The sequence below is a fragment of the Roseovarius sp. MMSF_3350 genome (assembly GCF_030733425.1).
GTDB lineage: Bacteria > Pseudomonadota > Alphaproteobacteria > Rhodobacterales > Rhodobacteraceae > Roseovarius.
This window is the reverse complement of the sequence record NZ_JASHIZ010000018.1, coordinates 22524-47607: the sequence shown is the minus strand read 5'-3', so window position 1 is coordinate 47607 and position 25084 is coordinate 22524. Positions and strand designations below refer to the sequence as shown.

Here is a 25084-nt window from a genome sequence, read left to right as displayed (position 1 = left end):
ATAGGGGCGCCATCTGCACCGCACCTTGGGGGACATGTTTCACATGCAGGAACCGGCCATCACGTCCGAACTGATCGCGGCCCACGGGCTGAAGCCCGACGAGTACGACCGCATCCTCGAAATCATCGGCCGCGAGCCGACGTTTACCGAACTCGGCATCTTCTCGGCCATGTGGAACGAGCATTGCTCCTACAAGTCCTCCAAGAAATGGCTGCGCACCCTGCCCACGAGTGGCCCGCAAGTGATCTGCGGCCCGGGCGAGAATGCGGGCGTCGTCGATATCGGCGACGGTCAGGCCGTGATCTTCAAGATGGAAAGCCACAACCACCCCTCGTACATCGAGCCCTACCAGGGTGCCGCCACCGGCGTGGGCGGCATCTTGCGCGACGTCTTCACCATGGGCGCGCGCCCCATCGCCTCGATGAACTCGCTTTCCTTCGGCGAGGTTGCCCACCCCAAGACCCGCCAGCTGGTGCATGGCGTGGTCGAGGGCATCGGCGGCTACGGCAACTGCTTCGGCGTCCCCTGCGCGGGCGGCGAAGTGCGGTTCGATCCGGCCTATAACGGCAACTGCCTCGTCAACGCCTTCGCGGCGGGCCTCGCGGACGCCGACAAGATCTTCTACTCCGCCGCCTCCGGCATCGGCATGCCCGTCGTGTACCTCGGCGCGAAAACCGGCCGCGACGGCGTCGGCGGCGCCACCATGGCCTCGGCCGAATTCGACGAGACCATCGAGGAAAAGCGCCCCACCGTGCAGGTCGGCGACCCCTTCACCGAGAAACGCCTGATGGAGGCCACGCTGGAGCTGATGGCCACCGGCGCCGTCATCTCGATCCAGGACATGGGCGCGGCGGGCCTCACCTGTTCCGCCGTCGAGATGGGCGACAAGGGCGGGCTTGGTGTGAAACTCAACCTCGACGCCGTGCCGCAGCGCGAGGCGAACATGACCGCCTACGAGATGATGCTGTCGGAATCCCAGGAACGCATGCTCATGGTCCTGCGCCCCGAGAAAGAGGCGGAAGCCCGCGCCGTGTTCGAAAAATGGGACCTCGACTTCGCCATCGTCGGCGAGACCATTCCCGAGGACCGCTTCCTGATCATGCACAAGGGCGAGGTCATGGCCGACCTGCCCCTCGCCACCCTGTCGGGCAGCGCCCCGGAATACGACCGCCCGTGGGAAGAGCCTGAAACGCCCGAGGCGCTCGATGATGCGAACGTGCCGAATGTCGACCCGATCGACGGGCTGAAGGCGCTGATCGGCTCGGTCAACTATTGCGGCAAGCAGTGGGTGTACGAGCAATACGACACCATGGTCATGGCCGACAGCGCCCGCACCCCCGGACAAGGCGCCGGCCTCATTCGCGTGCACGGCACCGACAAGCACCTCGCCTTCACCTCCGACGTGACCCCCCGCTACGTCAAGGCGAACCCTTTCGAGGGCGGCAAACAGGCCGTGGCCGAGGCCTATCGCAACCTCACGGCACTTGGCGCCGTGCCGCTTGCCACCACCGACAACCTCAACTTCGGCAACCCGGAAAAGCCCGCGATCATGGGCCAGTTCGTAATGGCGATCAAAGGCATCGGCGAGGCCGTCGCGGCGCTCGACATGCCGATCGTGTCGGGCAACGTCTCGCTCTATAACGAGACCGACGGCAGCGCCATCCTGCCCACCCCAACCATCGGCGCGGTCGGCTTGATCCGCGACCCCGAGTCCGCCATCACCGGCCAGGCCCGCGACGGCCACGTGGCCCTGCTGGTGGGCGAAACCAACGGCCACCTGGGCCAATCCGCCTTGCTGGCAGAGGTCTACAACCGCGTCGAAGGCGACGCGCCACCCGTCGATCTGGCCGCCGAGAAACGCAACGGCGACTTCATCCGCGCCAACCACGCCCTCATCAAGGCCTGCACCGACCTCTCCGACGGCGGCCTCGCACTGGCGGCCTTCGAGATGGCCGAAGCGGCCGGCGTCGGCGTCTGCCTCGACAGCGACGACACGGCGACCCTCTTCGGCGAGGATCAGGCCCGCTATCTCATCGCCTGCAATTTCGACCAGGCCGAGGCGCTGATGATCGCCGCAGGCCAGGCCGGCGTGCCGATCCAAAGCGTGGGCCGCTTCACCGGCACCGACGTGCAGATGGGCCGCTCCAGCGCCCCGATGGACGAGCTCGCCGCGATCTACCGCGGCACTTTCGGCGACACCTTCGCCTGACACCAGTCGTCGGGCGTGGCTTCACCCCGCCTCCGCGCCCCGGTGCCGGGATGAAATCCCGGCCTACCCTGCTCCACGCACCAGACGACCCCGCCTGTCCGTCGAAAACCTCCGCCCCACATCGTAGGGCGGGGTTTCACCCCGCCTCCGCACCCCGATGCCCGGACGAAATCCCGGCCTACCCCGCCACGGACGACATCGCCGGAAACCACGCCCGTCGCTTGCATCCCGGCCCTGCCCTCTCTACATCAGGGACAGACACCAAGGAGACGCGCACATGCCCATGCAAGTCCAGGAAATCGAGGATCTGATCCGCGAGACCTTCCCAGACGCCAAGATCACCATCACCGATCTGGCCGGCGACGGGAATCACTACGCGGCCGAGGTCATCGACGAAAGCTTCCGGGGCAAGAACCGTGTCCAGCAGCAGCGCGCCGTCTATGCCGCGCTCAAGGGCAAGATGGACGGTCCTTCCGGCGACCTGCACGCCCTGGCCCTGACCACCAAGGCCCCGGACTGAAACGATGAGCTGGACGCTGATCATCCTCCTGGTCCTCGTTGCCGCCGCCATCGCCGCGGTCGCAATCGTGGGCCAGCGCAAATCCCCCGGCAAGCGCGGCAGCGAACCGGGGACCGGGATGCACGTCCTTGAATCCGACTACCAATCCGGCATGGGCGGCGGCAACGTCCGGCGGTGGGAAATCCCCCGCGATCCGCAAGCCTACGCCAAACTCTTTGCTCCGAAGGACACCGACAAATGAGCGACCCGAAGACGCAGATCGAAGAAACCGTGAAAGCCAATGACGTGGTGCTCTACATGAAAGGCACCAAGACCATGCCGCAATGCGGGTTCTCGTCCCGCGTGGCCGGCGTGCTGAACTACATGGGCGTCGAGTATACGGATGTGAACGTGCTTTCCGATGACGGCATCCGGCAGGGCATCAAGGATTATTCCGACTGGCCGACCATCCCGCAGCTCTACGTGAAGGGCGAATTCGTCGGCGGCTGCGACATCATCACCGAGATGACCCTCTCGGGCGAGCTCGACACCCTGTTCGAGCAGAACGGCGTCTCCTACGACAAGGACGCCGCCGACAAGATCCGCGAAGCCAACGGCTGAGCCGGGTCTTTCACTCCGGTTAATCCAAGGCGCGGTCCCGATCTCGGGGCCGCATTTTTCTTTGTAAATGCTTAACGGCGCACGGTCCGTTCACACAGGCCTGCGGACAATGGCACCGTCGCGAAACCACCCAAATACCGACGCAATACCGACGTGGGTTTTTGACCCCGATTCGCCGTTAAGACATTGGCCACAGGATCAGAAACAGCCCCGCCGCGAACGCCGCCACCCGCAGCGGCCAGCCTTTCTTCAACACCAGCGACAGGCTGACCAGCGCCAGCCCCGCCCCCACCTTGACCATCGACAATACCGCCCATCCCGGCGCCTCGGCCAACGCCGTGATGCCGGGGTTCGCCACCATGCCCAAGGGGATCAGGTACAGCCCTACACCCAGCGTCATCGCCGTCAGTGCGATCCGCAGCCAGTTCTCCCCGATCATGCCAGCGGCAATGAATACCGCCCCGCAGACGGGCGGCGTGATGGTCGACAAAAGCGCGTACCAGAAGACGAAAAGATGTGCCTGAAGCGGCTCCATCCCCAACTCGATCAGCGCCGGCCCGGCGACGGAAACGCAGATCACATAGGCCGCCGTTGTCGGCACCTCCATTCCCAAAATCAAACAGGCAAAGGCGGTCAGCAGCAGCGATGGCCACAGCATCCCGCCCGAGGCCGACAGGATCAGCGAGGTGATCTTGACCCCCAGCCCGGTGACGCCCAGCACCCCGATCACCAATGAGGCACAAAAGATGATCGCCCCGATCAGCGCCACCTGCCGCGCCGCCGTCATCAACGCCGTCTCAGCCCGCGCCAGCGCCCGCGACAGGTTCACCCGCAGGTCCGACCCCAACAAGAGCAGCGCCGCCCCGGCAAAGATCGACAGGCACGCGGCGTATTGCGGCGTCACCCGCATCACGAACATGCCCAACAGCAGGATCGCGAAAGGCACAAGGAAAAACCCTGATGTCACAAGCACATCGCGCCGCGCGGGCCGGTCCGCATCCGCCAGCCCCCGCAGATCAAACCGCGCCGCGTAGCCGTCGATGCCCACCCAGACGGCCCAGAAATACAAGAGCGCCGGCAGCGCCGCAGCGGCCATGATGCCGGTATACGGCACCCCCGTCAGCTCGACCATGACGAAGGCTCCTGCCCCCATCAGCGGCGGCATGATCTGCCCGCCCGAGGACGCCACCGCCTCCACCGCGCCGGCGATCCGCTTGGGATATCCCAGCTTCTCCATCGCTGGCAGCGTCACCGCCCCGGTCGAGGCCACGTTGGCCGATGCCGAGCCCGAGATCGAGCCGAAGAGCGCCGAACTCAGCACCGACACTTTCGCCGCCCCGCCCCGCAAACGCCCGGCGGCCGCGGCGGCCACGTTCATGAACCCCTGTCCCGCCTCGCCCGCGTTCAGCACCGCGCCGAAGATGACGAAGATCGCCACCACGTTCACCGACACCTGCGTCAGCGACCCCCAAAGCGCGCCTTCGGCAATGGTCAGCGTTCCGAAAAAGCTCTCGATCGGCGTGCCGGAATGGCCGAAACGCCCCGGGATGTGTTGCCCGAAAAGGCCGTAGAGCAGCGCGATGGCGGCCACCAGCGGCAGGGGCCAACCAATCGCCCGCCTCGCCGCTTCCAGCACCACGAGGATCAGCACGGCGGCGATGGCCACCTGCCCCTGGCCTTCCAGAAACCCGTACTGGTCGCCCAGCATGTCGCGGTTAAAAACGACCCAAAGCGCCGCGCCCACGCCAAGTGCGGCCAGCACGTATCCGCTATGGCGCATCAGCCCCGCCTGCCCCCAGACCAGTACCCAGGGCAGCACGAAAACCAGGTGCATCGGGCGGCTCACGAGGTTCGGCACCAGCCCCCAGAACACCAGCCCGATATGAAACACCACCGAGGCCAGCGCCAGGCCAAGCCAGAAAAGCCGCGCAGGACCGGCCTGCGCGGCGGGATCGGGGGTCGTCAGGCTCACGTGGTCACTTCTGGGCGTCGGTCAGGGCGATGCCTGCCTCTTCGTAATAGCGCACGGCGCCGGGATGGATCTGGCCGGTGATGTTCTCCATCAGGCCCTCGTCCACGCCGTTCCACCAGGCCGAAGACTCGCCCAACTTGGCCTTGCTTTCCCAATAGGTCTTGGTCAGCTGATAGGCGGTCTCGTCATCCATCTTGGTGGTCGTATAGGCCGCCACCGGCAGCGAGGTCGTCACGATATCCTCGTCCTGCCCGGCATAAGTGCCCGCAGGGATCACCAGCTTGGTGCGCCCGGTCTCGGCAATCTGCTCGTCACTCATCGACAGCACCGTCACCCCGGTCGAGGCCGCGGCCTCCACCACGTTGGGTGCCGGCCACGAACCCGCCGTCACGAACCCGTCGATCTGCCCGTTCTGCATGGCCGGCACCGCGTTCGACAGTTCAACATCGGCGATCTCGACCTTGTCGGCCAGTCCGAAGAGGTCGAGATACTTCTCGCCCTCCGTCGCACCGAAACTGCCCTTGCCCAGCAGGATCGTCTTGCCTTCGAGGTCCGCCAGCGTCGTGGCGCCGCTCTCCTCGGACATGACGAAATGCATGGTCAGCGACGGGATCGGGAACAGTGCGCGGATATCGTCGAAGGCCGGGTCGCCCTTGCCCTCGAACATCGCCTTGCCACCCTGCGCCAGGCTGACCAGAACGGGTGGCGTGGTGAACACGTAATCACCGCCGCGCGCCCGCACCTCCATCACGTTCTGAACCGATCCCTGGCTTTCCTCGACGGTCACGCTGATCTCGCCGTCCGAGGCCTCCTGCATGGCCTCGGCGATCTGCACGCCCATCTGGTAATAGGACGAGGCCGACTTGGCCGATTTGTATGTGACGCGCGTCTCGGCGGCGGCCGGCAGCGCCAGCATGGAACCGGCCAGAACGGCGGCGGTCAGGCGATGAAACTTCATGGTAATCCTCCCATTGTCATGGGCGCATTTATGCCTGCGCCCGTGAAAGGGTCAATGGTCAGATATCCAGCGTATGGTCCTTTTCCCATTGGCTGAAATGCGCCATGTAGGAATCCCATTCCTGCCGCTTCATCTTCAGGAAGGCCGACGAGAACGCCTCGCCCAGCATCGCCTTCAACTCGCGGTCCTTGTCGTAAAGACGCAAGGCATCCAGCATGTTCAACGGCAGTTTCGGCGCGCCCCGCACCTTGTAGCCTTCGGCATACATGTCGATGTCGTAACGCTTGCCCGGATCGGCCTTGGACCGGACGCCGCTGAGGCCAGCGGCGATGATCACGGCCTGCAACAGGTAGGGGTTCGCCGCCCCGTCCGCCAACCGCAGCTCGAACCGCCCCGGCCCCGGCACCCGCACCATGTGTGTGCGATTGTTGCCGGTCCACGTCACCGTGTTGGGCGCCCATGTGGCCCCCGACGTGGTGCGCGGCGCGTTGATCCGCTTGTAACTGTTCACGGTCGGGTTGGTGATCGCCGCCATGGCGCTGGCGTGCTTCATGATCCCGCCCAGGAAATGCGCGCCGCGCTCGGACAGGCCCAACTCTGCGGTCGGGCTGCCCTCGGCGGTGTCGGTGGCGAATACGTTGGTCTTGGCCTTCGTGCCCGGTGCGTCCCAGACCGAGATATGCACATGCGCGCCGTTGCCCGTCAGCCCCTCGACGGGCTTGGGCATGAAGGTCGCGCGAAAGCCGTGTCTTTCCGCCACGGACTTGGTCATGAACTTGAAGAAAGAATGCCGGTCGGCGGTCACCAGCGCGTCGTCGAACTCCCAGTTCATCTCGAACTGGCCGTTGGCGTCCTCGTGGTCGTTCTGGTACGGGCCCCAGCCCAGATCCAGCATGTAGTCGCAGATCTCGCGCACCACGTCATAGCGCCGCATCACCGCCTGCTGGTCATAACACGGCTTCTCGGCGGTATCGAACTCATCCGACAGCGCATTGCCATCCGGCGTGAGCAGGAAATACTCCGCCTCCACACCCGTCTTGACGTGCAGACCTTCCTCGGCGGCCTCGTCGATCAGGCGGCGCAGCACGTTGCGGGGTGCTTGCGCCACGTCCTCGTCTTCCATCACCGGGTTGGCCGCCACCCACGCCACTTCAGGCTTCCACGGCAGTTGAATGACCGACTCCGGGTCCGGTACGGCCAGCATGTCGGGATGCGCCGGCGTCATGTCCAGCCACGTGGCAAAGCCCGCGAACCCCGCGCCATCCTCCTGCATGTCGGCGATCGCCTGCGCCGGCACCAGCTTGGCGCGTTGCCCGCCGAAAAGGTCCGTGAAGGAAATCATGAAGTATTTGACGCCGTTCTTGTCGGCAAATTTTGCCAGGTCCGTGGCCATGGTCGTCTCCCCGTTTCTTGTCATTATGATTGTTGTCGTGATTACATACCGCCCTGTCCGGGAATCCAAGAGGTTCCCGCCAGAGGCACCCGCGCCATCGCGGCGGCCTCCACGGTAAGAGCTTGTAAATCTTCTGGCTCCAGGTTGTGCACGTGGTTCTTGCCGCAGGCACGGGCCAGCGTCTGTGCCTCCAGCGTCAGAACCTTGAGGTAGTTGTTCAGCCGCCGCCCGGCCTCGACCGGATCAAGGCGTTTCGAGAGTTCCGGGTCCTGGGTGGAAATGCCCGCCGGGTCGCGGCCCTCGTGCCAGTCGTCATAGGCCCCGGCGGTGGAGCCAAGCGCGTTGTACTCGGCCTCCCACTTGGGGTCGTTGTCGCCGATCGCCACCATGGCGGCCGTGCCGATGCTGACCGCGTCGGCCCCAAGCGCCAGCGCCTTGGCGACATCGGCGCCGGTGCGGATGCCGCCCGAGACGATCAGCTGCACCTTGCGGTGCATGCCCAGCTCCTGAAGCGCGGCTACTGCCTCGCGGATACACGCCAATGTCGGGATGCCGACATGTTCGATAAAGACGTCCTGCGTGGCCGCCGTGCCGCCCTGCATGCCGTCGATCACCACCACGTCCGCCCCGGCCTTCACGGCTAGCGTCGTGTCGAAGAACGGGCGCGCTGCGCCGACCTTGACGTAGATCGGTTTTTCCCAGCCGGTGATCTCGCGCAGCTCGAGGATCTTGATCTCCAGGTCATCGGGCCCCGTCCAGTCCGGGTGACGACAGGCCGAGCGCTGGTCGATCCCCTTGGGCAGGGTGCGCATCTCGGCCACACGGTCCGAGATTTTCTGGCCCAAAAGCATCCCGCCGCCGCCAGGCTTGGCACCCTGACCGACAACGACTTCGATGGCATCCGCCTTGCGCAGGTCGACCGGGTTCATCCCGTAACGGCTTGGAAGATATTGATACACAAGCGTTTTCGACTGCCCCCGCTCTTCGGGCGTCATCCCGCCATCGCCCGTGGTGGTCGAGGTCCCGGCCATCGACGCTCCCCGCCCAAGTGCCTCTTTCGCTTGCGCCGACAGCGCGCCGAAACTCATGCCTGCGATAGTGATCGGGATCTTCAGCTCGATCGGCTTCTTAGCATAGCGCGTGCCCAGCACCACGTTCGTGTCGCAGCGTTCGCGGTAGCCCTCCAGCGGATAGCGCGACATGGACGCGCCCAGGAACACCAGGTCATCGAAATGTGGCACCTTCCGCTTGGCCCCGCCGCCTCGGATATCGTAGATGCCGGTGGCTGCCGCCCGGCGGATTTCCGCATTAACGTCCGGCGTGAACGTATTGGAATATCTTGGCAAAGTCCGCGGAGCGGATTTTTGATTGTCGCTCATGGGTCCGTCTCCTCAATAGGCGTTGTCGACTTTGAAATTGTAGAGCTTGCGAGCCGAGCCATAGCGCTTGAACTCGGACGGATCGGCGTCGATCCCGGCCTTTTCCAGCAATTCGGTCAGCTTCTCGACATGCTCCGGCCGCATCTCCTTCTCGATGCAGTCCGCGCCCAGGCTTTTGACGCTACCGCGCACGAACAGCTTCGCCTCGTAGATCGAGTCGCCAAGCGCGTCGCCCGCATCCCCGCAGACCACCAGGTGCCCCTTCTGACCCATGAAGGCCGACATATGCCCCACGTTGCCGCCCACGACGATGTCGATCCCCTTCATCGAGATCCCGCAGCGCGACGAGGCATTACCCTTGATCACAAGCAGCCCACCATGCCCGGTCGCCCCGGCATACTGGCTGGCATCGCCCTCGACGATCACCGTGCCGCTCATCATGTTCTCGGCCACGCCGGGGCCGACATTGCCGGCCACCCGCACTGTCGCCTGCTGGTTCATGCCCGCACAGTAATAGCCGGTCGAGCCCTTCACGGTCACGTCCAGCGGTGCATCCAGCCCCACGGCGATGGCGTGGCTGCCACGCGGATTGACGACTTCCCAGCCGGTCTCGTTGCCGCTGGCCCCTTGCAGCGTGGCATTCAGCCCGCGCAGCCCGTCCGCTTCCAAATCGTAAGTCTGCATGTCAGTGGCTCCAGAAATAAACGGTGGCGGGTTCGGGTTCCCACACGCGGGCATCCTCGATGCCCGGAAGGTTCACCAACGCGCGATACTCGCTGCCGAAGGCCACGTATTGGTCGGTTTCAGCCATCACGGCCGGCTTGCAGGCGATGGGGTCGCGCACGACACCAAAGCCGTCCTTGGTGCCCACGACGAACGTGTAGAAGCCGTCGAGATCCGCCAGCCCCGCCTCCAGCGCTTCACCAAGTGTATGACCCTGCTGCATTTTCCAGGTTAGATAGGCCGCGGCCACCTCGGTGTCGTTCTGCGTCTCGACCTCGATGCCCTCGCGCGCCAGTTGCCGGCGCAGCGCGTTGTGATTGCTGAGCGAGCCGTTATGCACAAGACACTGATCCGCGCCCGTGGAAAACGGGTGCGCCCCCAGCGTTGTGACCGCGCTTTCCGTGGCCATGCGGGTGTGCCCGATGCCGTGGCTGCCGGTCAGCTTGGGAATGTCGAACCGTTTCGCCACGTCCCCCGGCAGGCCGACTTCCTTGTAGATCTCGATGATGTCGCCTGCGCTCATCACCCGTATATCCGGGCGCAGCCGCTTGATCGCCTGCCGCGCCGCCGACAGCTTGTCCTGCGGCAATCCCAGCACGGCATGAGTGTCGATCACCCTTTGCTCGATGGTCGCGCCAACCTCGTTGCCGATCTCCTCGGCCAGTCCTTCGAACTGGCTCGGCTCGGCGGCCTGAAGCGTCAGCTTCGCCTGCCCGTCCCGATCCGTGCCGTAAACCGCGATGCCGGCGCTATCGGGCCCGCGGTCGGACATCGTGATCAGCATTTCAGTCAGCATTTCACCCAAGCGAGGCTCGAGCGTCTTGTCCTTAAGGAACAGTCCAACGATTCCACACATTCCGATGTCTCCTAATGCTCAGGAGACGCTATTACGACCTACGGCAATATGCAATAGAGGGAATTAAATATTCTTGATAGGAATATTCTACCGGTCGCCCTGCGGGTACGAGATCACTGACAGATATCGGATCGGCAGGCGCAAGAGCTGGTCCGGACCATGCGGCGCGTCGGCGTCGAAGAACAGGCTGTCTCCGGGCCGCAAATGAAAGCTCTGCTCGCCGTGGCGGTATCCCACCTCGCCCTCCAGTATATAAAGAAGCTCGATCCCCTCATGCTGAAACGTGGGAAAGACGTCCGATTCCTCGTTCAGCGTGATCAGATAGGGCTCCACCACGACGCCACTGTTGTTGGCGCCGATATGGCCCAGAAGGTTGTATTGGTGCCCGGCTCGCGTTCCGGCACGCTCCATCTCCACTGCCTCTCCCGCCTTGACGTGCACGACCTCGCGCCGTTCCTCGAACCGGCGAAAGAACGCGGTGATCGGCACACTGAGCGCCGCCGAAAGCGCCTGCAACGTGGTCAGGGACGACGACGTGACCCCGTTCTCGATCTTGGACAGCATCCCGACCGAAAGGCCGGTCACGTCCGACAGGTCCGAGACGGTCATGCCGCGGGTCTTGCGGAACTCGCGCACCGCCCGCCCGATGGCGGTTTCCAGGTTCATGTCCTGGTGTTCACGAACCTTGTGCGGGTCCTGGTTGAGCTTGCCTTGGGCCATGATATGCGCGCTTTTCTCGTTTCGAAACTTACCCTTGCACGGTGTCAGCCCGGATTGCGATATAAAAATCCGAGCAGCACGCCACATTCCCGCCACATTTCGGCCCAATTCCTGACAGCCTTTGCCGACACCCTGACCGGATAACTTGGCGCCGGTCGGCGCTGTTCGGCCGGCCTGACCTCAAAAAGGAGCAGGCACATGGCAACGACCCCCGACCTTCCCCGCAAGTCGCAGACACCCGCCCCGACGCCGCGCAGCACGGCAACGCAAGAAGCGAAGGTGATCGTGTCCAGGCAGGTCTTCAACGACTTCGCCGCGATCTGAAACGTCTCGCGCAAACGAAAACGGCGCGCCCCGAAGACCGCGCCGTTCCGAAAATTCTGTCTCGGCGCAATCAGCCGACCAGTTCCAGGCCCGAGAAGAAATAGGCGATTTCCACCGCCGCCGTCTCCGGCGCGTCGGACCCGTGGACCGAGTTCTCGCCGACCGATTCCGCGAATTCCGCGCGGATCGTGCCCGGCGCCGCATCGGCGGGGTTCGTGGCGCCCATCACTTCGCGGTTCTTGGCAATCGCGCCTTCGCCTTCCAGCACCTGCACGACGACCGGCTCGGACGCCATGAATTCGCACAGTTCGTCGTAGAACGGACGCTCGGAATGCACGGCGTAGAACACGCCGGCTTGCGCCTTGGAAAGGTGAATCCGCTTCTGCGCGATGATGCGCAGGCCGGCATCCTCGAACTTGGCGTTGATCTTGCCGGTCAGGTTGCGTTTGGTGGCATCGGGTTTGATGATGCTGAGCGTGCGTTCGACAGCCATTGGAGCCTCTTTTCGTAAATAGTCATGGCGCAAACCCCATGCCTGCGCCGTCATTCGGCGCCCCGATAGCATGGGGGTGCGTGATTGAAAAGCTGCGATTGACGGCGCCGGCGCGATACGGCATGCGGTGCGCATGTTGCGTCTTGATAACATAAGTTTCTCGGTCGCTGGCCGCCCCCTGATCGAGGGCGCGTCGGCCGTTATCCCTGCCGGCCACAAGGTCGGGCTGGTGGGCCGCAACGGCACCGGCAAGACCACGCTCTTTCGCATGATCCGGGGCGAGTTGCCGCTGGACACGGGCACGATCTCCATGCCCGAGCGCGCCCGTATCGGCGGCGTCGACCAGGAGGTGCCGGGCAACGACGTGTCGCTGATCGACACGGTCCTGGCCGCCGACACCGAACGCAGCGCGCTGATGGCAGAGGCCGAAACCTCGGAGGACGGCACCCGCATCGCCGAGATCCAGACGCGGCTGGCCGATATCGACGCCTGGAGCGCCGAGGCCCGCGCCGCCACCATCCTCAAGGGCCTGGGGTTCACCGACGAGGAACAGGCCCAGCCCTGTTCGGCCTTCTCGGGCGGCTGGCGGATGCGCGTGGCGCTGGCCGCGGTGCTTTTCACCGCCCCCGACCTGCTGCTGCTCGACGAGCCCACCAACTATCTGGATCTCGAAGGCGCGCTCTGGCTGGAAAGCTACCTTGCCCGCTATCCCCATACCGTTCTGGTCATTAGCCACGACCGCGGACTGCTGAATCGTGCCGTGGGTTCCATCCTGCATCTGGAGGACCGGAAACTGACGCTCTATCAGGGCGGCTACGACACCTTCGCCGAGACCCGCGCCGCGAGACTCGCCAATGCCGAGGCCGAGGCGAAAAAGCAGGAGGCCCGTCGCGCCCACCTGCAATCCTATGTCGACCGCTTCCGCTACAAGGCGGACAAGGCGAAACAGGCCCAGTCCCGCATCAAGGCGCTGGAAAAGATGAAGCCGATCTCGCGCCCGCAAGAGGCCGCGCTGCGCCGCTTTACCTTTCCCGAGCCCGACCAGCTGTCGCCACCGATCCTGCGGCTGGACAATGTGGCCACGGGCTATGACGGTGTGCCGGTATTGCAGCGCCTTTCGCTGCGCATCGACCAGGACGACCGGATCGCGCTTCTGGGGCGCAACGGAGAAGGGAAATCCACGCTTTCCAAGCTGTTATCGGGCAAACTTGAGGTGCTGGACGGAAAGAAGCACGCCGCCTCGAAGCTGCGCGTGGGTTACTTCGCGCAGCACCAGGTCGACGAGTTGCACCTCGACGAGAGCCCGCTCGATCACATCCGCCGCCTCTATCCCGATGACGGCCAGGCCAAGCTGCGCGCTCGGCTGGGCGGCTTCGGGATCGGCGCGGAACAGGCCGACACGAAGGTGGCCAAACTGTCTGGCGGACAAAAGGCGCGGCTGTCGCTGATGCTGGCCACCACCGACGCGCCGCACATGCTGATCCTCGACGAGCCGACCAACCACCTCGATATCGAAAGCCGCGAGGCCTTGGTCGAGGCGCTCACGGATTACACCGGCGCGATCATCCTGGTCAGCCACGACATGCACCTGCTGCAATTGGTGGCCGACCGGCTGTGGCTGGTCAAGGACGGCACGGTCAAACCATACGAGGGCGACCTGCAGACCTATCGCGCTGCCCTGCTGGACCAGAAGCCTGCGAAAAAGGACGCGGCGGCGGAGAAACCTGCGCCGAAGCCCAAGCGCCCATCCCGCGATGCCATCCTTGGACTGCGGCACGAGGTAAAAACCTGCGAGCAGCGCGTGGAAAAGCTGAACGTGATGCGCGACAAGATCGCGGCCAAGCTCGCCGATCCCACAATTTATGACGACGCCAAGGCAGACGACATGGAAGCGTGGCAGCGCAAGTATGCCGAGGTGATGGACGGGCTCGACCGGGCCGAGGCGCTTTGGCTGGCCGCGCTGGAACGGCTGGACGCGGCCGAAAACTGAAACGGGACGGTTTACAACGTCCGCATCCCGGCGCAAACCATGGCGCATGGACCCGAGTTTCCTCATCACCGCCTGGGTGGCGCTTTTCGTCATCATCGACCCGATCGGGATGACCCCGCTCTTCGTGGCGCTGACCCAGGGCGACAGCCCATCGCGCCGCCGCGCCATTGCCCTGCGCGCCTGTATCGCCGGTGCACTGATCCTGATCATCTTCGCCAGTTTCGGCGAATCCGTGCTGGAGTTCGTCGGCATCTCGATGCCCGCCTTCCGCATCGCGGGCGGTCTCTTGTTGTTCCTCACCGCGCTCGACATGCTGTTCGAGCGGCGCACCAAGCGGCGCAAGGATCAGGCGGACGAGGAAGACGACCGCGACGATCCGTCGATTTATCCGCTGGCGATTCCGCTGATCGGCGGGCCGGGCGCCATCACCACCGTGATCCTGCTGGCCGGCCAGCAGCCCGGGATCGAAGGGTTGGTTTGGGTCATCGGCGTGATGCTGAGCGTGGTCCTCCTGGTCTTCCTGTTGTTCCTGACCGCGGGCCTGCTGGAACGCGCCCTGGGGCGGACCGGCATCAACGTGATCACACGCCTGCTGGGGATGCTTCTGGCCGCGCTGGCGGTTCAGTTCGTGCTTGACGGATTGAAAGGGTTTGGGCTGGCGGGCTGAGGGTGCGCTGTTTATATATTGCGCCATGACCGGAGATGATACAGCCCGCCTGCTCTACCTCGCGCTGCTCGGCGCCGCCGTCGTGGCGTGGTTCTTTGCCCAGAACCGCAATTCTCTGGGCAAGACCATGCAATATGCGGTGGTCTGGGGCCTCATCTTCGTGGGCGGCATCGCGGCGGTCGGGCTGTGGGGCGACATCCGCAACACCGTAGCCCCTGCAGCACATCGAACCCTGGGCGAGGACCGGATCGAGCTGCGTCGGGCGATGGACGGCCACTACTACGTCACGGCGCAGGTAAACGGCGCGCCGGTGGACTTCGTCGTGGATACAGGTGCCACGCTGATCGTTCTGACCCGCGCCGACGCCGAACGTGCGGGGCTGAACACCGACGAGTTGGCCTTTGTGGGGCGCGCGGGCACGGCCAACGGCACGGTCAGCACGGCGCCGGTGCGGCTTGACAGTCTGACCATCGGCCCGCTGGAGGATCGCGGCATCGCGGCCTCCGTCAATGGCGGAGAACTGGACCGGTCCCTCCTGGGTATGAGCTATCTCGAACGGTTCTCGAACGTGCAGATTTCCGACGGACGGATGATCCTTACCCGCTAGACGGCGCGCCGCCCCTACGCCTCGGCCTTCTTCTCCCAGCGGCCAGAGTCCTCGGACCAGTATTGCGCCGAACACCCCGCGCCGGTCAGCGCCTTCCACTGCCCGCGGGCGTGGTTCAGCGCCCGGTCATCATTGCCGTCGAACAGGATGCAGGTCCGTTCCAGAGCCTGCACCTCTTGGGAAGAGACCTCGGCACCGTCGATGCTCATGATGCAGGAGGCCCCGTTGGTGGCCTCCCCCGTGCCCAGCAGGATGGGCTGGCGGGCGTCATGCGGTCCGCCTTCGCGCCCATGCGGCAGAAACCCGTCCTCGGGGCCCAGCCAGAGCTTTTCGTCCAGCCAGTCCAGCCGCGCCGCCTGGGTGCCGCGCACCAGCACACGCCATCCGGCGCCCCGCGCCTTGTCCAGCAGCATGGGCAATGTCGCCTCCAGCGGTCGGCGGGTCAGGTGATAGAAATAGACCGCGCCCATCATTCCCCTTCGTATTGATCGGCCACCAGCCGGTTAAGGCTCATCACGCCCCAGCCCGTCGAACCCTTGGGGGCGAAATCGGTGTCCTTGGTCACCCGCGCAACGCCCGCGATATCAAGGTGGATCCACGGTGTGCCCTCCTCGACGAAGCGTTGCAGGAACTGCGCCGCGGTGATCGAGCCGGCGGGCCGTCCGCCCACGTTCTTCATGTCGGCGATGTCGGACTTGAGTTGCTTGTCGTAGTTCTTGCCAAGCGGCAGTCGCCAGGCGCCCTCGCCCTCGTTCTTGGCCGCGCGCAGGAACTTGTCGCAGAAATTGTCATCGTTGGAAAAGACGCCTGCATTCTCGTGACCGAGCGCGATGATCATAGCACCCGTCAGAGTGGCAAGGTCGATGATGGCGGCGGGCTTGTAGGTCTTCTGCGCGTACCACAGCACATCGGCCAGCAACAGCCGCCCTTCGGCATCGGTGTTGATGATCTCCACCGTGTCGCCCTTCATCGAGGTGAAGACGTCACCGGGGCGGTAAGCCTCGCCCGAGGGCATGTTCTCGACCAGCCCGACAAGGCCAACAACGTTGGCCTTGGCCTGACGCAGCGCAAGCGCGCGCATGGTACCCGTCACAACCCCGGCACCGCCCATGTCCATCGTCATGTCTTCCATGCCCGTGGGCACCTTCAGCGAAATGCCCCCCGTGTCGAACACCACGCCCTTGCCCACCAGCGCCAGCGGCGCGTCACCGTCACGCCCGCCGGACCATTCCATGACCGCGACCTTTGTGGGCGAGGCCGAGCCTTGACCCACGGCGAGCAAAAGCCCCATCCCCTGCTTTTCAAGCTCGTCTTCCTCCAGGATGGTGATCTTGAGCCCGAGGCTCTCCATCTCCTTGATGCGCTTGGCGAATTCAGTGGTGGTCAGGTGGTTGGCCGGTTCCGACACAAGGTCGCGCGTCATCAACACGCCCTCGGCCACCGCGAGCGCCGCTTTCGCAGCTTCGGTGGCCTCGTCAGGTTTGGCGACCATGATCGACACCGGACCTGCCTCGTCGGATTGTTCCGACTTGCGCGCATCGAAGGAATAGGCGCGCAGGGCGATCCCCTGCGCCAGCTCGCTCAACCGCCGGGCGGTCCCCGCCAGCACCAGCAGAGGTTCCGACCCTTTGAGCTTGCCCAGGGCCGCGCCGGCCTGGCGCGTCTCGACCGGGTCTGCCCCGCGTTCCAGGCACAGGACATCCAGCGCCTTGGCCGCAAGGCCCGTCGGCCATGCCAGAGTAATCACCTGACCCGGCTTGGTCTTTTCCCACGCCTCGCTTTCCAGCAGGCGCTTCACCGCTCCCTTGGTCAGGCGGTTCACCCGGCGCGCACCCGGGCCCATCTTGCCAGTCGGCGTGACCACCACGGCGACGCGCCCTTCCGCTTCGGCGATGGCGTCGAGGTCCAGATCGGTGAAGGTAACGGAAACGGGGGTGCTCATGTGATGCTCCTTGCGCGGAAAATGTCTGTCTGTCGCCACCAGACCTAGCGCCTTGCGCGGGCAATGGCCAGTGCCGGCCGCAAACCGCCGGCGCGCGTCGCTTTACCGGTTTTCCCCCGCAGTCAAATCGCATAACTTGGCGTGCAATGCTGTTAAGGTCCTGGGGGGATGCGTGACCAGATTCGACAGGTATATGCTGTCGCAATTCATGGTGCTGTTCGGGTTCTTCGCGCTTGTGCTGGTGTCGATCTTCTGGATCAACAAGGCGGTGCGGATGTTCGATCGGCTGATCGGCGATGGCCAGCCGGCCTGGATCTTCCTTGAGTTCACCGCACTGACCCTGCCCGGCGTGATCGGCGTCGTGCTGCCCATCGCGACCTTTGCAAGCGCGGTCTACGTCACCAACCGCATGACCACCGAATCCGAAATGACGGTGATACAGGCGACCGGGTATTCCCCGTGGCGCCTGATCAGGCCGGTGTTGATCTATGGCATCCTCATTGCGGTCATGATGTCCGTGCTGAGCCACTACCTGATCCCCAAGAGCCTGAGCCAACTGCGCCTGCGCCAGGCCGAGGTCAGCCAGAACATCACGGCCAAGCTGTTGACGGAGGGAGAGTTCCTGCACCCTGCCCCCGGTATCACCTTCTACATCCGCGACATCACGCCAGAGGGCGAGCTTCGGGACGTCTTCCTGTCGGACAGGCGCAATTCCGAGGTTCCCGTGACCTACACCTCGACCCAGGCCTACCTCGTGCAGGAAGGCGGCGGCACCAAGCTGGTGATGGTAGAGGGGCTGGCGCAAAACCTGCGGGCCGAGGGCAATCGCCTGTTTACCACGCATTTCGACGACTTTTCTTATGATATCAGCAGCCTTATCTCGCGCGATCCGACCAACCTCAACCGCGTCGATTTCGCCCTGACCGGCGACCTTCTGTTCCGGCCGGCCGAGATGGCCGAGATGACCGGCAGCACCGTTCCCGAAGTGCTGTACGAGGCGCATGGCAGGTTCGCACAGGCGCTGATGTGCATCGTCGCGGCGCTGATCGGGTTCGCCACGTTGCTGGTCGGCACCTACAGCCGTTTCGGGGTCTGGTGGCAGATCGTCGGGGCGTTCACCCTGCTGGTGCTGATAAAGATGGTCGAGGGCGGCGTTTCCGGTACCGTTCTGGGAAGTGCGGGCTACTGGCCGCTGATGTACCTGCCCACCGGCATCGGCGCGCTGGTCACTGTCATTCTTCTCTATCTTGCCGCCCACCCCGGTATCTGGCGTCGTTTGTGGCCGTTCGGGCCGCGCAGCGGTCCCCCCGGGCCGGTGGAGGGCACCACGTGATCCTGCATTATTATTTTGCCCGCAAGTTCCTGTGGACCTTCGTTGCCATCGCCTCGGTCTTCGTGATCCTGTTGGCGCTGATCGACCTGGTCGATGAATTGCAGGATTTCCCGAACCTGCCCTTCATGGACGTTCTCGGCGTGGTGCTGCTCAACGTCCCGCACGCGAACTACGAGATCCTGCCTCTGGTCGTGATCCTGTCGGCGGTGGCGCTGTTCCTGCGGCTGGCACGGTCGTCGGAACTGGTCGTGACGCGGGCGGCAGGGCGGTCGGCCCTGCGCAGCCTTGCCGCCCCCATCACCGTCGCCGCGCTGATCGGCATCCTGTCGATCACCATGCTGAACCCGCTCGTGGCGGCGTCCTCGAAACGGTACAACGACGTGGTCAACACCTACATGGGTGGCGGCACCAGCGTGCTGGCCATCGCCTCCGAAGGGCTGTGGTTGCGCCAGGGCAGCGCCGAGGGGCAGACGGTCATTCACGCGGCAAGGGCCAGTTCCGACGTCGCCACCCTTTACGAGGCGACATTCATCAATTTCTCGCCCGAGGGCGAACCGCAACAGCGGATCGTGGCGGACACCGCCAGCCTTGCCGCCGGCCAGTGGGAGCTGAAGAACGCCAAGATCTGGGAACTGACGCTCGGGCAGAACCCCGAGGCGTCGGCCCGCGAGGTGGCGCAACTGGAATTGCCTTCGGCGCTGACGCAGGACCGCATCATCGACAGTTTCGGCAAGCCGGAATACATCTCGCTGTGGGACCTGCCGGCGTTCATCAACCAGCTGGAAGAAGCCGGGTTCTCGGCGCGGCGTTATGCGGTCTGGTTTCAGATGGAACTGTCGCGGCCCTTGTTCCTGGTGGCGCTTGTCATGGTGGCCGCAGCCTTTACCATGCGACACGCGCGGCTCAGCAATACAGGGATCTCGGTCCTGATTGCCGTAATGCTGGGCTTTACGCTGCACTACATCCGGAATTTCGCGCAGATCCTCGGGGAGAACGGACAAATCCCGATCTACCTCGCGGCATGGGCGCCGCCGGTGGCCTCTTTCATGCTGGCCGCAGGGATCCTGCTGCACATGGAGGACGGATGAGCCGCAGGTCCGGAATACGCGCCCGGCTTGCGGGGCTTGCCGCAGCGCTGATCTGGGCGGGTGGCGCGGTGGCGCAAGGCGGTGTCGATGCATCTTTGCCCGCCGCCACGGATGCGCCGCAGCCAGCCATCCTGGTGGCCGACGACGTTTTTCTGTCCGGTAACGAACAGCTTGTCGCCACCGGCAATGTCGAGGCGCTTTACGACGGGCGGCGGCTGAAGGCGTCTGAAATCGTTTACGACCGCACAACCGAAACCCTGCGGGTGACCGGACCGATATCGCTGGAGGACGCGGACGGCACGATGCTGGTGCTGGCCGACAGTGCCGAGCTCGACCGCGAGATGAGGAACGGCCTGCTCAGGGGCGCGCGTATCGTGATGGATGACCAGGTGCAGCTGGCCGCGAACGAGTTGGCCCGGGTCAACGGGCGATACAACCAGCTCTACAAGGCTGCCGTCACCTCGTGCCGCGTGTGCAATTCGCAAAGCCCTCCGCTCTGGCAACTGCGTGCACGCCGTGTCGTTCACGACCAGCAGGAAAAGCAGCTTTATTTCGACGGTGCGCAGTTCAGAGTGCTGAACACACCGGTTTTCTACCTGCCCCGCCTGCGCCTGCCCGATCCCACGCTGGAACGCGCCACCGGATTTCTGGTCCCGTCGCTGAACAACTCCTCGCTTCTGGGGTTCGGCGCCCGGGTGCCCTATTTCATCCGGCTCGGTGATCACAAGGACCTGACCGTCACGCCGTATCTTTCCACCGAAACCCGGACGCTGGAGCTGCGCTATCGACAAGCGTTCCGCACCGGCGCGATCGAGGTGGAGGGTGCTCTGAGCGATGACGACATCGGCGGGCGCAGCTTCAAATCCTACGTCTTTGCCAACGGGACGTTCGCCCTGCCCCGCGACTTTACTCTGCGGTTCGATATCGAGGCGGTGAACGACGACACCTACCTGCTGGATTACGGCTATTCCGAGAAAGACCGGCTGGACAGCGAGATCTCGATCGAGCGTGCCCGGCGCGACGAGTACATCCGGTTTGCCCTGACCGGCTTCCATTCGCTTCGTGCCGGGGAAAGCAATGCGACCTTGCCGACGGTGGTCTCGAACGGCGAGTATGAAAGCCGGTTTCAGCTGGGCAACGCGCCCGGCGGCGAAATCCGGCTTGGGGTTCTCAGCCACGCGCATTACCGGTCTTCGGATCTTGCGGTCGACGGCCCGGATTTCGACCCGTTCGCGGATGGCCGCGACGTCGCACGCTTCACCGTCAGTGCGGACTGGCACCGGTCATGGACACTTGGCGCGGGCGTGCTGACCAGCGCGCAGGTCGGGCTCGCCATCGACAGCTTTCACGTGTCGCAGGCTGGCATCACCAGCCGGTCGGATGCGGTCGAGGTCACGCCCTCGGCCTCTGTCGAGCTGCGCTGGCCGCTTCTGAAGACCACGTCGGCGGGGGCGACCCATGTGATCGAGCCTGTCATGCAGCTTTCATGGGTCGGAGGCAGCAACCCGCTTGTGCCCAACGACGAAAGCACCCGGATCGAGTTCGACGAGGGCAACCTCTTCGCCACCTCCCGCTTCACTGCGCCGGACCGGCGCGAGCGCGGCTTCAACTCGGCATACGGCATCAGCTGGACACGCTATGGCACTAGGGGCTGGCAAAGCTCTTTCGCCCTTGGTCAGGTGGTGCGCGAGGAGGTCGAGGTCGACCCCGCCGGCGGGCCCGCCTTTACCAATTCCTCGGGGCTCCAGGACCGCTACTCCGACCTGCTGATCGCGGGGCAGTTCAAGAACGATGACGGGCTTACCATCACCGGGCGGGGCCTCTTCGACGACGATTTCGTCACCACCAAGGCAGAGGCGCGGGCCAGTTGGCGCAATGACCGCGCAGCCGTCGGCGGCACCTATATCTGGCTGCGCAACGATCTGGCCGAGGCGCGGCCGAACAACATCTCGGAATGGGCCTTCGACGCCTCCTATCGGCTGTCACGCCATTGGACCGGAAGCGCCAACTGGCGCTACGACGTGGCCAGCGACGAATCCGTGCGGGCGGGACTCGGGATCACATACACCAATGAGTGCGTGGACATTTCGCTTTCGGCCTCGCGTCGCTTCACCTCTTCCACTATCCTCGTGCCATCGACCGATATCAGTTTCACGGTTGGCCTTCGCGGCTTTACCACCAAGACACGCGACAAAAGCTACGTCCGGACATGCGAGCAATGATGCCAAGACTTACATACCTCACTTCCGCGCTTCTGGCGCTTACCCTCTTTGCGACTGCCGCGCTGACCGGCACGGGGCCCGCGCAGGCTCAGCAAAGTCCGTTCGACGCGGTCATCAAGGTCAACAATCTGGCCATCACCCGATACGAGATTTCGCAGAGGGCCCGGATGCTGCAACTGTTCCAGGTGCCGGGCGACCCCGAAGAGCTCGCCCGCGAACAGCTGATCGAGGACCGGCTGAAACTGGACGCGGCCAGCGCCGCGGGCTTCGAGCTGACCGAGGACGCGATCATGGCCGGGATGGAGGAATTCGCAGGCCGCGCCAACATGGATGCAGAGCAGATGATCGGTGCATTGGAGCAGGCCGGCGTCGACCCTTCTACCTACCGCGAATTTGTCCGGGCCGGTCTGACATGGCGTGAATATTCGCGCGCCCGCTTCGGGCCTCGGGTCAATGTGACCGAAGACGACGTGGACCGTGCCCGCCTCTCCTTTGGGCAAGAGACCAGCGTGCGCGTGCTCTTGTCCGAGATCATCATGCCGCTGGCGAACGCCAATCCGCAGACGATCCAGGAGCGCGCAAACCGCATCAGCCAATATACGACCGAGGCTGAATTTGCCGCCGCCGCGCGGCGGTACTCGGCCACGGAAAGTGCCGGGCGCGGGGGGCGTATGGACTGGGTTGCCGTCAACGACCTTCCCGAAGGGCTGCGCTCGGTGGTGCTGGCGCTCGCGCCCGGTGAAGTGAGCAACCCGCTGCCGCTGCAGGGCGCCATCGCCCTGTTCCAGCTGCGCGACATCGAGGAGATCGACCAGCCCGAGCAGGAATACGAGGAAATCGAGTACGCCGCCTATTACATCAGCGGTGGCCGCACCGAGCAGAACCTCGCCCGCGCCGCGCAGATAGATGCGGACACCGATACCTGCAACGACCTTTACGGCATTGCCCAGGGTCAGCCGGAACAGGTGCTGGAACGCGGCAGCAAATCGCCGTCCGAAATTCCCGATGACATACGGTTCGAACTTGCCAAGCTCGATCCGGGCGAGATTTCCACCGGCGTCACACGCTCCGGAGGTCAAACGCTCGTGGTGCTGATGCTGTGCAGCCGGACGCCGAAGACCGAAGGCGAAGCACCCTCGGCCCAGCAGATCACCAACTTCATCCAGAGCCGGCGGCTGGACAGCTTTGCCAATGCCTATCTCGCCGAATTGCGGGCTGCGGCGCGGATCGTCGAACTGGAATGACCTCATCTTCCGCGTTGCCCGTCGCCATAAGCTGCGGCGAACCCGCGGGCATCGGTCCGGAAATCGCGGCCCGGGCCTGGCACGCCTTGAAAGACGAGGTGCCGGTGCTGTTCCTGGGCGACCCGGACCACCTGCCGGCGGATGTGCCGGTCGCCCGTATCGACAACCCTAAGGACGCGGCCGAAGCCGGCAAAAGCGCCCTGCCCGTGCTGGCGCATCCGTTCGAGGGGCCTCTGACGCACGGCCAGCCCAACCCTAACCACGCCCAGTCTGTCATCGACATGATCGCCAAGGGCGTCTCGCTTGTGAACGACGGTGCTGCCAGCGCCCTGTGCACGGCGCCGATCCACAAGAAAGCCTTGCAGGATGGGGCGGGCTTCGCGTTTCCCGGCCATACGGAATTCCTCGCGGAAATCTCGGATACTCGGCATGTCGTGATGATGCTGGCCAGTGACCAGTTGCGCGTCGTACCCGCGACGATCCACATCCCGTTGTCGGAGGTGCCCGCCGCCCTGTCGCCCGAGGTTCTTGAACAGGCGATCCGCATCACCCACGACGGCCTTATCCGCAATTTCGGCATCGTCGTGCCCCGCATCGCCGTGGCAGGGCTCAACCCCCATGCCGGCGAAGGCGGCAAGATGGGGCGCGAAGAGATCGAGGTGATAACGCCCGTGCTGGACAAGCTACGGAGCGAGGGTATGGACCTGCGCGGTCCCCTCAGCGCAGACACCATGTTCCACGCCGCCGCCCGCGTCACGTATGACGCGGCGGTCTGCATGTACCACGATCAGGCGCTGATCCCCATAAAGACGCTGGATTTCGACCGCGGTGTGAACGTGACCCTGGGCCTGCCTTTCGTGCGCACCTCGCCGGATCACGGCACCGCGCTCGATATCGCGGGCAAGGGCGTGGCCAACGCCTCGTCCATGATCGAGGCCGTGCGCCTTGCCGCCCGCCTGGGCCGGGCACGCGCATGAGCGCGATCGACACGCTTCCGCCCTTGCGCGACGTGATAACCGCCCATGGGCTAAGCGCGCGCAAATCCCTGGGGCAGAACTTTCTTCTCGACCTCAACCTGACGGCCAAGATCGCCCGCATGGCCGGCAATATCGAAACCGCGGACGTGCTCGAGATTGGCCCCGGCCCCGGCGGCCTGACGCGCGGACTGCTTGCCGAGGGGGCACGGCGGGTGCTTGCGGTGGAAAAGGACGCACGCTGCATCCCGGCCCTGGAAGAAATCGCGCAGGCCTATCCCGGCCGGCTGGAGATCATCAATGGCGACGCGCTGGAAATCGACCCGGCGGCGCAACTCACTCAGCCGATCAAGGTTGCGGCCAACCTGCCCTACAACGTCGGCACCGAGCTTTTGGTGCGTTGGCTGACCCCCGACACCTGGCCTCCGTTCTGGCAAAGCCTGACCCTGATGTTCCAGCGCGAAGTGGCCGAGCGTATCGTCGCGCAGCCCGGATCAAAGGCGTACGGTCGTCTGGCGGTCCTGGCGCAATGGCGGGCGTCGGCGCAGATCGTGCTGCATTTGCCGCCCGGTGCGTTCACCCCGCCGCCGAAAGTGTCAAGCGCAGTGGTGCATCTCGAGGCGCTCGCGGCCCCGCGTTTCCCGGCAGAGCCGAAGGTACTGGAACGCGTGGTGGCACGGGCCTTCAATCAGCGACGCAAGATGCTGCGCGCGGCCTTGAAAGGCATGGCGCCGGACATCGAAGACAGGCTTGTCGCGTCGGGGATTAAGCCCACGGACCGCGCCGAAACCGTCGGGCTGGAGCAGTTCTGCGCGCTCGCCAGAACGCTTGCCTGACCCGTCAGCGAAGAAAATCACGAAAAAGGTGTAG

At 64.6% G+C, this 25084-nt stretch carries 24 protein-coding genes; 14 read left to right on the top strand and 10 right to left on the bottom strand.

The features are described 5' to 3' along the window. Nucleotides 1–43 precede the first annotated feature (43 nt). From purL to grxD, 4 genes are all read left to right on the top strand, one after another. Nucleotides 44–2209 (top strand): phosphoribosylformylglycinamidine synthase subunit PurL, encoded by a 2166-nt coding sequence (gene purL, locus RBB31_RS15980; RefSeq protein ID WP_306130301.1) that lies wholly within the window; start codon nt 44–46, stop codon nt 2207–2209. Nucleotides 2210–2486: 277 nt separating this feature from the next. Next, nucleotides 2487–2729 (top strand): BolA/IbaG family iron-sulfur metabolism protein, encoded by a 243-nt coding sequence (locus RBB31_RS15975; RefSeq protein ID WP_057793905.1) that lies wholly within the window; start codon nt 2487–2489, stop codon nt 2727–2729. A gap of 4 nt (nt 2730–2733) precedes the next feature. Continuing rightward, a complete protein-coding gene (locus tag RBB31_RS15970) occupies nt 2734–2970 on the top strand; it encodes a hypothetical protein (RefSeq protein ID WP_306130300.1) in 237 nt (78 codons plus the stop codon). Continuing rightward, on the top strand, nt 2967–3329 hold the full coding sequence (gene grxD, locus RBB31_RS15965; RefSeq protein ID WP_306130299.1) for a Grx4 family monothiol glutaredoxin: 363 nt from the start codon (nt 2967–2969) through the stop codon (nt 3327–3329). The genes RBB31_RS15970 and grxD overlap by 4 nt, the downstream gene beginning before the upstream one ends. A 178-nt stretch (nt 3330–3507) precedes the next feature. Here grxD and RBB31_RS15960 read toward each other — a convergent pair whose 3' ends face one another. From RBB31_RS15960 to RBB31_RS15930, 7 genes are all read right to left on the bottom strand, one after another. Next, nucleotides 3508–5301 (bottom strand): TRAP transporter fused permease subunit, encoded by a 1794-nt coding sequence (locus RBB31_RS15960; protein WP_306130298.1) that lies wholly within the window; start codon nt 5299–5301, stop codon nt 3508–3510. A gap of 4 nt (nt 5302–5305) precedes the next feature. Beyond that, nucleotides 5306–6259 carry a TAXI family TRAP transporter solute-binding subunit gene (locus RBB31_RS15955; RefSeq protein ID WP_306130297.1) on the bottom strand — a complete coding sequence of 318 codons (954 nt, stop codon included), beginning with the start codon at nt 6257–6259 and terminating at the stop codon, nt 5306–5308. A gap of 58 nt (nt 6260–6317) precedes the next feature. Further along, a complete protein-coding gene (glnT, locus tag RBB31_RS15950) occupies nt 6318–7652 on the bottom strand; it encodes a type III glutamate--ammonia ligase (protein WP_306130296.1) in 1335 nt (444 codons plus the stop codon). Nucleotides 7653–7693: 41 nt separating this feature from the next. After that, nucleotides 7694–9031, bottom strand: coding sequence for an FMN-binding glutamate synthase family protein (locus RBB31_RS15945; protein ID WP_306130295.1), 1338 nt, complete (start codon nt 9029–9031; stop codon nt 7694–7696). Between the two features lie 12 nt (nt 9032–9043). Continuing rightward, nucleotides 9044–9715: a GXGXG domain-containing protein gene (locus RBB31_RS15940; protein WP_306130294.1), complete on the bottom strand. Its 672-nt coding sequence runs from the start codon at nt 9713–9715 to the stop codon at nt 9044–9046. 1 nt (nt 9716) lies between these two features. Further along, complete coding sequence (locus RBB31_RS15935) at nt 9717–10610, bottom strand: glutamine amidotransferase family protein (RefSeq protein WP_306130293.1); 894 nt, start codon at nt 10608–10610, stop codon at nt 9717–9719. Nucleotides 10611–10697: 87 nt separating this feature from the next. Continuing rightward, nucleotides 10698–11330 (bottom strand): XRE family transcriptional regulator, encoded by a 633-nt coding sequence (locus tag RBB31_RS15930; RefSeq protein WP_306130292.1) that lies wholly within the window; start codon nt 11328–11330, stop codon nt 10698–10700. A 198-nt stretch (nt 11331–11528) separates the two neighbouring features. Here RBB31_RS15930 and RBB31_RS15925 point away from each other — a divergent pair, with 198 nt between their 5' ends. Continuing rightward, complete coding sequence (locus RBB31_RS15925; RefSeq protein ID WP_306130291.1) at nt 11529–11654, top strand: hypothetical protein; 126 nt, start codon at nt 11529–11531, stop codon at nt 11652–11654. Between the two features lie 70 nt (nt 11655–11724). On the opposite strand, the gene ndk is transcribed toward RBB31_RS15925, so the two are convergent. After that, nucleotides 11725–12147, bottom strand: coding sequence for a nucleoside-diphosphate kinase (gene ndk / locus RBB31_RS15920; protein ID WP_057793921.1), 423 nt, complete (start codon nt 12145–12147; stop codon nt 11725–11727). 133 nt (nt 12148–12280) lie between these two features. On the opposite strand from ndk, the gene RBB31_RS15915 reads away from it, so the two are divergent. From RBB31_RS15915 to RBB31_RS15905, 3 genes are read left to right on the top strand one after another with little or no spacing between them, the layout of a single operon-like run. Beyond that, nucleotides 12281–14137, top strand: coding sequence for an ABC-F family ATP-binding cassette domain-containing protein (locus RBB31_RS15915; RefSeq protein ID WP_306130290.1), 1857 nt, complete (start codon nt 12281–12283; stop codon nt 14135–14137). A gap of 46 nt (nt 14138–14183) precedes the next feature. Next, the gene (locus tag RBB31_RS15910) at nt 14184–14804 is read left to right on the top strand and encodes a MarC family protein (RefSeq protein WP_306130289.1); all 621 of its coding nucleotides are present in this window, start codon (nt 14184–14186) and stop codon (nt 14802–14804) included. A gap of 25 nt (nt 14805–14829) precedes the next feature. Next, complete coding sequence (locus RBB31_RS15905; RefSeq protein ID WP_306130288.1) at nt 14830–15411, top strand: TIGR02281 family clan AA aspartic protease; 582 nt, start codon at nt 14830–14832, stop codon at nt 15409–15411. A 14-nt stretch (nt 15412–15425) separates the two neighbouring features. Here the strand turns inward: RBB31_RS15905 and RBB31_RS15900 are convergent, their stop codons facing one another. After that, nucleotides 15426–15881, bottom strand: coding sequence for a DNA polymerase III subunit chi (locus tag RBB31_RS15900; protein WP_306130287.1), 456 nt, complete (start codon nt 15879–15881; stop codon nt 15426–15428). Continuing rightward, the gene (locus RBB31_RS15895) at nt 15881–17353 is read right to left on the bottom strand and encodes a leucyl aminopeptidase (protein WP_306130286.1); all 1473 of its coding nucleotides are present in this window, start codon (nt 17351–17353) and stop codon (nt 15881–15883) included. Before RBB31_RS15895 ends, RBB31_RS15900 begins: the two co-directional genes overlap by 1 nt. A 193-nt stretch (nt 17354–17546) precedes the next feature. Between RBB31_RS15895 and lptF the strand changes: the two genes are divergently transcribed. From lptF to rsmA, 6 genes are read left to right on the top strand one after another with little or no spacing between them, the layout of a single operon-like run. Then, complete coding sequence (gene lptF / locus RBB31_RS15890; protein WP_306130342.1) at nt 17547–18686, top strand: LPS export ABC transporter permease LptF; 1140 nt, start codon at nt 17547–17549, stop codon at nt 18684–18686. Continuing rightward, nucleotides 18683–19774 (top strand): LPS export ABC transporter permease LptG, encoded by a 1092-nt coding sequence (lptG, locus tag RBB31_RS15885; RefSeq protein WP_306130285.1) that lies wholly within the window; start codon nt 18683–18685, stop codon nt 19772–19774. The genes lptF and lptG overlap by 4 nt, the downstream gene beginning before the upstream one ends. Beyond that, entirely contained in the window at nt 19771–21996 is a 2226-nt protein-coding gene (locus tag RBB31_RS15880) for an LPS-assembly protein LptD (protein WP_306130284.1), read from the top strand. Before lptG ends, RBB31_RS15880 begins: the two co-directional genes overlap by 4 nt. Further along, the gene (locus RBB31_RS15875) at nt 21996–23240 is read left to right on the top strand and encodes a peptidylprolyl isomerase (protein ID WP_306130283.1); all 1245 of its coding nucleotides are present in this window, start codon (nt 21996–21998) and stop codon (nt 23238–23240) included. The genes RBB31_RS15880 and RBB31_RS15875 overlap by 1 nt, the downstream gene beginning before the upstream one ends. Continuing rightward, nucleotides 23237–24217: a 4-hydroxythreonine-4-phosphate dehydrogenase PdxA gene (gene pdxA, locus RBB31_RS15870; RefSeq protein WP_306130282.1), complete on the top strand. Its 981-nt coding sequence runs from the start codon at nt 23237–23239 to the stop codon at nt 24215–24217. Before RBB31_RS15875 ends, pdxA begins: the two co-directional genes overlap by 4 nt. After that, the gene (rsmA, locus tag RBB31_RS15865; protein ID WP_306130281.1) at nt 24214–25050 is read left to right on the top strand and encodes a 16S rRNA (adenine(1518)-N(6)/adenine(1519)-N(6))-dimethyltransferase RsmA; all 837 of its coding nucleotides are present in this window, start codon (nt 24214–24216) and stop codon (nt 25048–25050) included. Before pdxA ends, rsmA begins: the two co-directional genes overlap by 4 nt. Nucleotides 25051–25084: the final 34 nt, after the last annotated feature.

What these genes read in the sequence shown, in the direction of transcription:
- glnT (WP_306130296.1), bottom strand. Translation starts at nt 7,652, where the DNA reads ATGGCCACGGACCTGGCAAAATTTGCCGACAAGAACGGCGTCAAATAC.
- RBB31_RS15875 (WP_306130283.1), top strand. Translation starts at nt 21,996, where the DNA reads ATGCCAAGACTTACATACCTCACTTCCGCGCTTCTGGCGCTTACCCTC.
- RBB31_RS15945 (WP_306130295.1), bottom strand. Translation starts at nt 9,031, where the DNA reads ATGAGCGACAATCAAAAATCCGCTCCGCGGACTTTGCCAAGATATTCC.
- RBB31_RS15910 (WP_306130289.1), top strand. Translation starts at nt 14,184, where the DNA reads ATGGACCCGAGTTTCCTCATCACCGCCTGGGTGGCGCTTTTCGTCATC.
- pdxA (WP_306130282.1), top strand. Translation starts at nt 23,237, where the DNA reads ATGACCTCATCTTCCGCGTTGCCCGTCGCCATAAGCTGCGGCGAACCC.
- purL (WP_306130301.1), top strand. Translation starts at nt 44, where the DNA reads ATGCAGGAACCGGCCATCACGTCCGAACTGATCGCGGCCCACGGGCTG.
- RBB31_RS15975 (WP_057793905.1), top strand. Translation starts at nt 2,487, where the DNA reads ATGCCCATGCAAGTCCAGGAAATCGAGGATCTGATCCGCGAGACCTTC.
- RBB31_RS15900 (WP_306130287.1), bottom strand. Translation starts at nt 15,881, where the DNA reads ATGGGCGCGGTCTATTTCTATCACCTGACCCGCCGACCGCTGGAGGCG.
- ndk (WP_057793921.1), bottom strand. Translation starts at nt 12,147, where the DNA reads ATGGCTGTCGAACGCACGCTCAGCATCATCAAACCCGATGCCACCAAA.
- rsmA (WP_306130281.1), top strand. Translation starts at nt 24,214, where the DNA reads ATGAGCGCGATCGACACGCTTCCGCCCTTGCGCGACGTGATAACCGCC.
- RBB31_RS15955 (WP_306130297.1), bottom strand. Translation starts at nt 6,259, where the DNA reads ATGAAGTTTCATCGCCTGACCGCCGCCGTTCTGGCCGGTTCCATGCTG.
- RBB31_RS15925 (WP_306130291.1), top strand. Translation starts at nt 11,529, where the DNA reads ATGGCAACGACCCCCGACCTTCCCCGCAAGTCGCAGACACCCGCCCCG.
- RBB31_RS15915 (WP_306130290.1), top strand. Translation starts at nt 12,281, where the DNA reads ATGTTGCGTCTTGATAACATAAGTTTCTCGGTCGCTGGCCGCCCCCTG.
- RBB31_RS15930 (WP_306130292.1), bottom strand. Translation starts at nt 11,330, where the DNA reads ATGGCCCAAGGCAAGCTCAACCAGGACCCGCACAAGGTTCGTGAACAC.
- RBB31_RS15935 (WP_306130293.1), bottom strand. Translation starts at nt 10,610, where the DNA reads ATGTGTGGAATCGTTGGACTGTTCCTTAAGGACAAGACGCTCGAGCCT.
- grxD (WP_306130299.1), top strand. Translation starts at nt 2,967, where the DNA reads ATGAGCGACCCGAAGACGCAGATCGAAGAAACCGTGAAAGCCAATGAC.
- RBB31_RS15970 (WP_306130300.1), top strand. Translation starts at nt 2,734, where the DNA reads ATGAGCTGGACGCTGATCATCCTCCTGGTCCTCGTTGCCGCCGCCATC.
- lptF (WP_306130342.1), top strand. Translation starts at nt 17,547, where the DNA reads ATGCTGTCGCAATTCATGGTGCTGTTCGGGTTCTTCGCGCTTGTGCTG.
- RBB31_RS15880 (WP_306130284.1), top strand. Translation starts at nt 19,771, where the DNA reads ATGAGCCGCAGGTCCGGAATACGCGCCCGGCTTGCGGGGCTTGCCGCA.
- RBB31_RS15905 (WP_306130288.1), top strand. Translation starts at nt 14,830, where the DNA reads ATGACCGGAGATGATACAGCCCGCCTGCTCTACCTCGCGCTGCTCGGC.
- RBB31_RS15895 (WP_306130286.1), bottom strand. Translation starts at nt 17,353, where the DNA reads ATGAGCACCCCCGTTTCCGTTACCTTCACCGATCTGGACCTCGACGCC.
- RBB31_RS15940 (WP_306130294.1), bottom strand. Translation starts at nt 9,715, where the DNA reads ATGCAGACTTACGATTTGGAAGCGGACGGGCTGCGCGGGCTGAATGCC.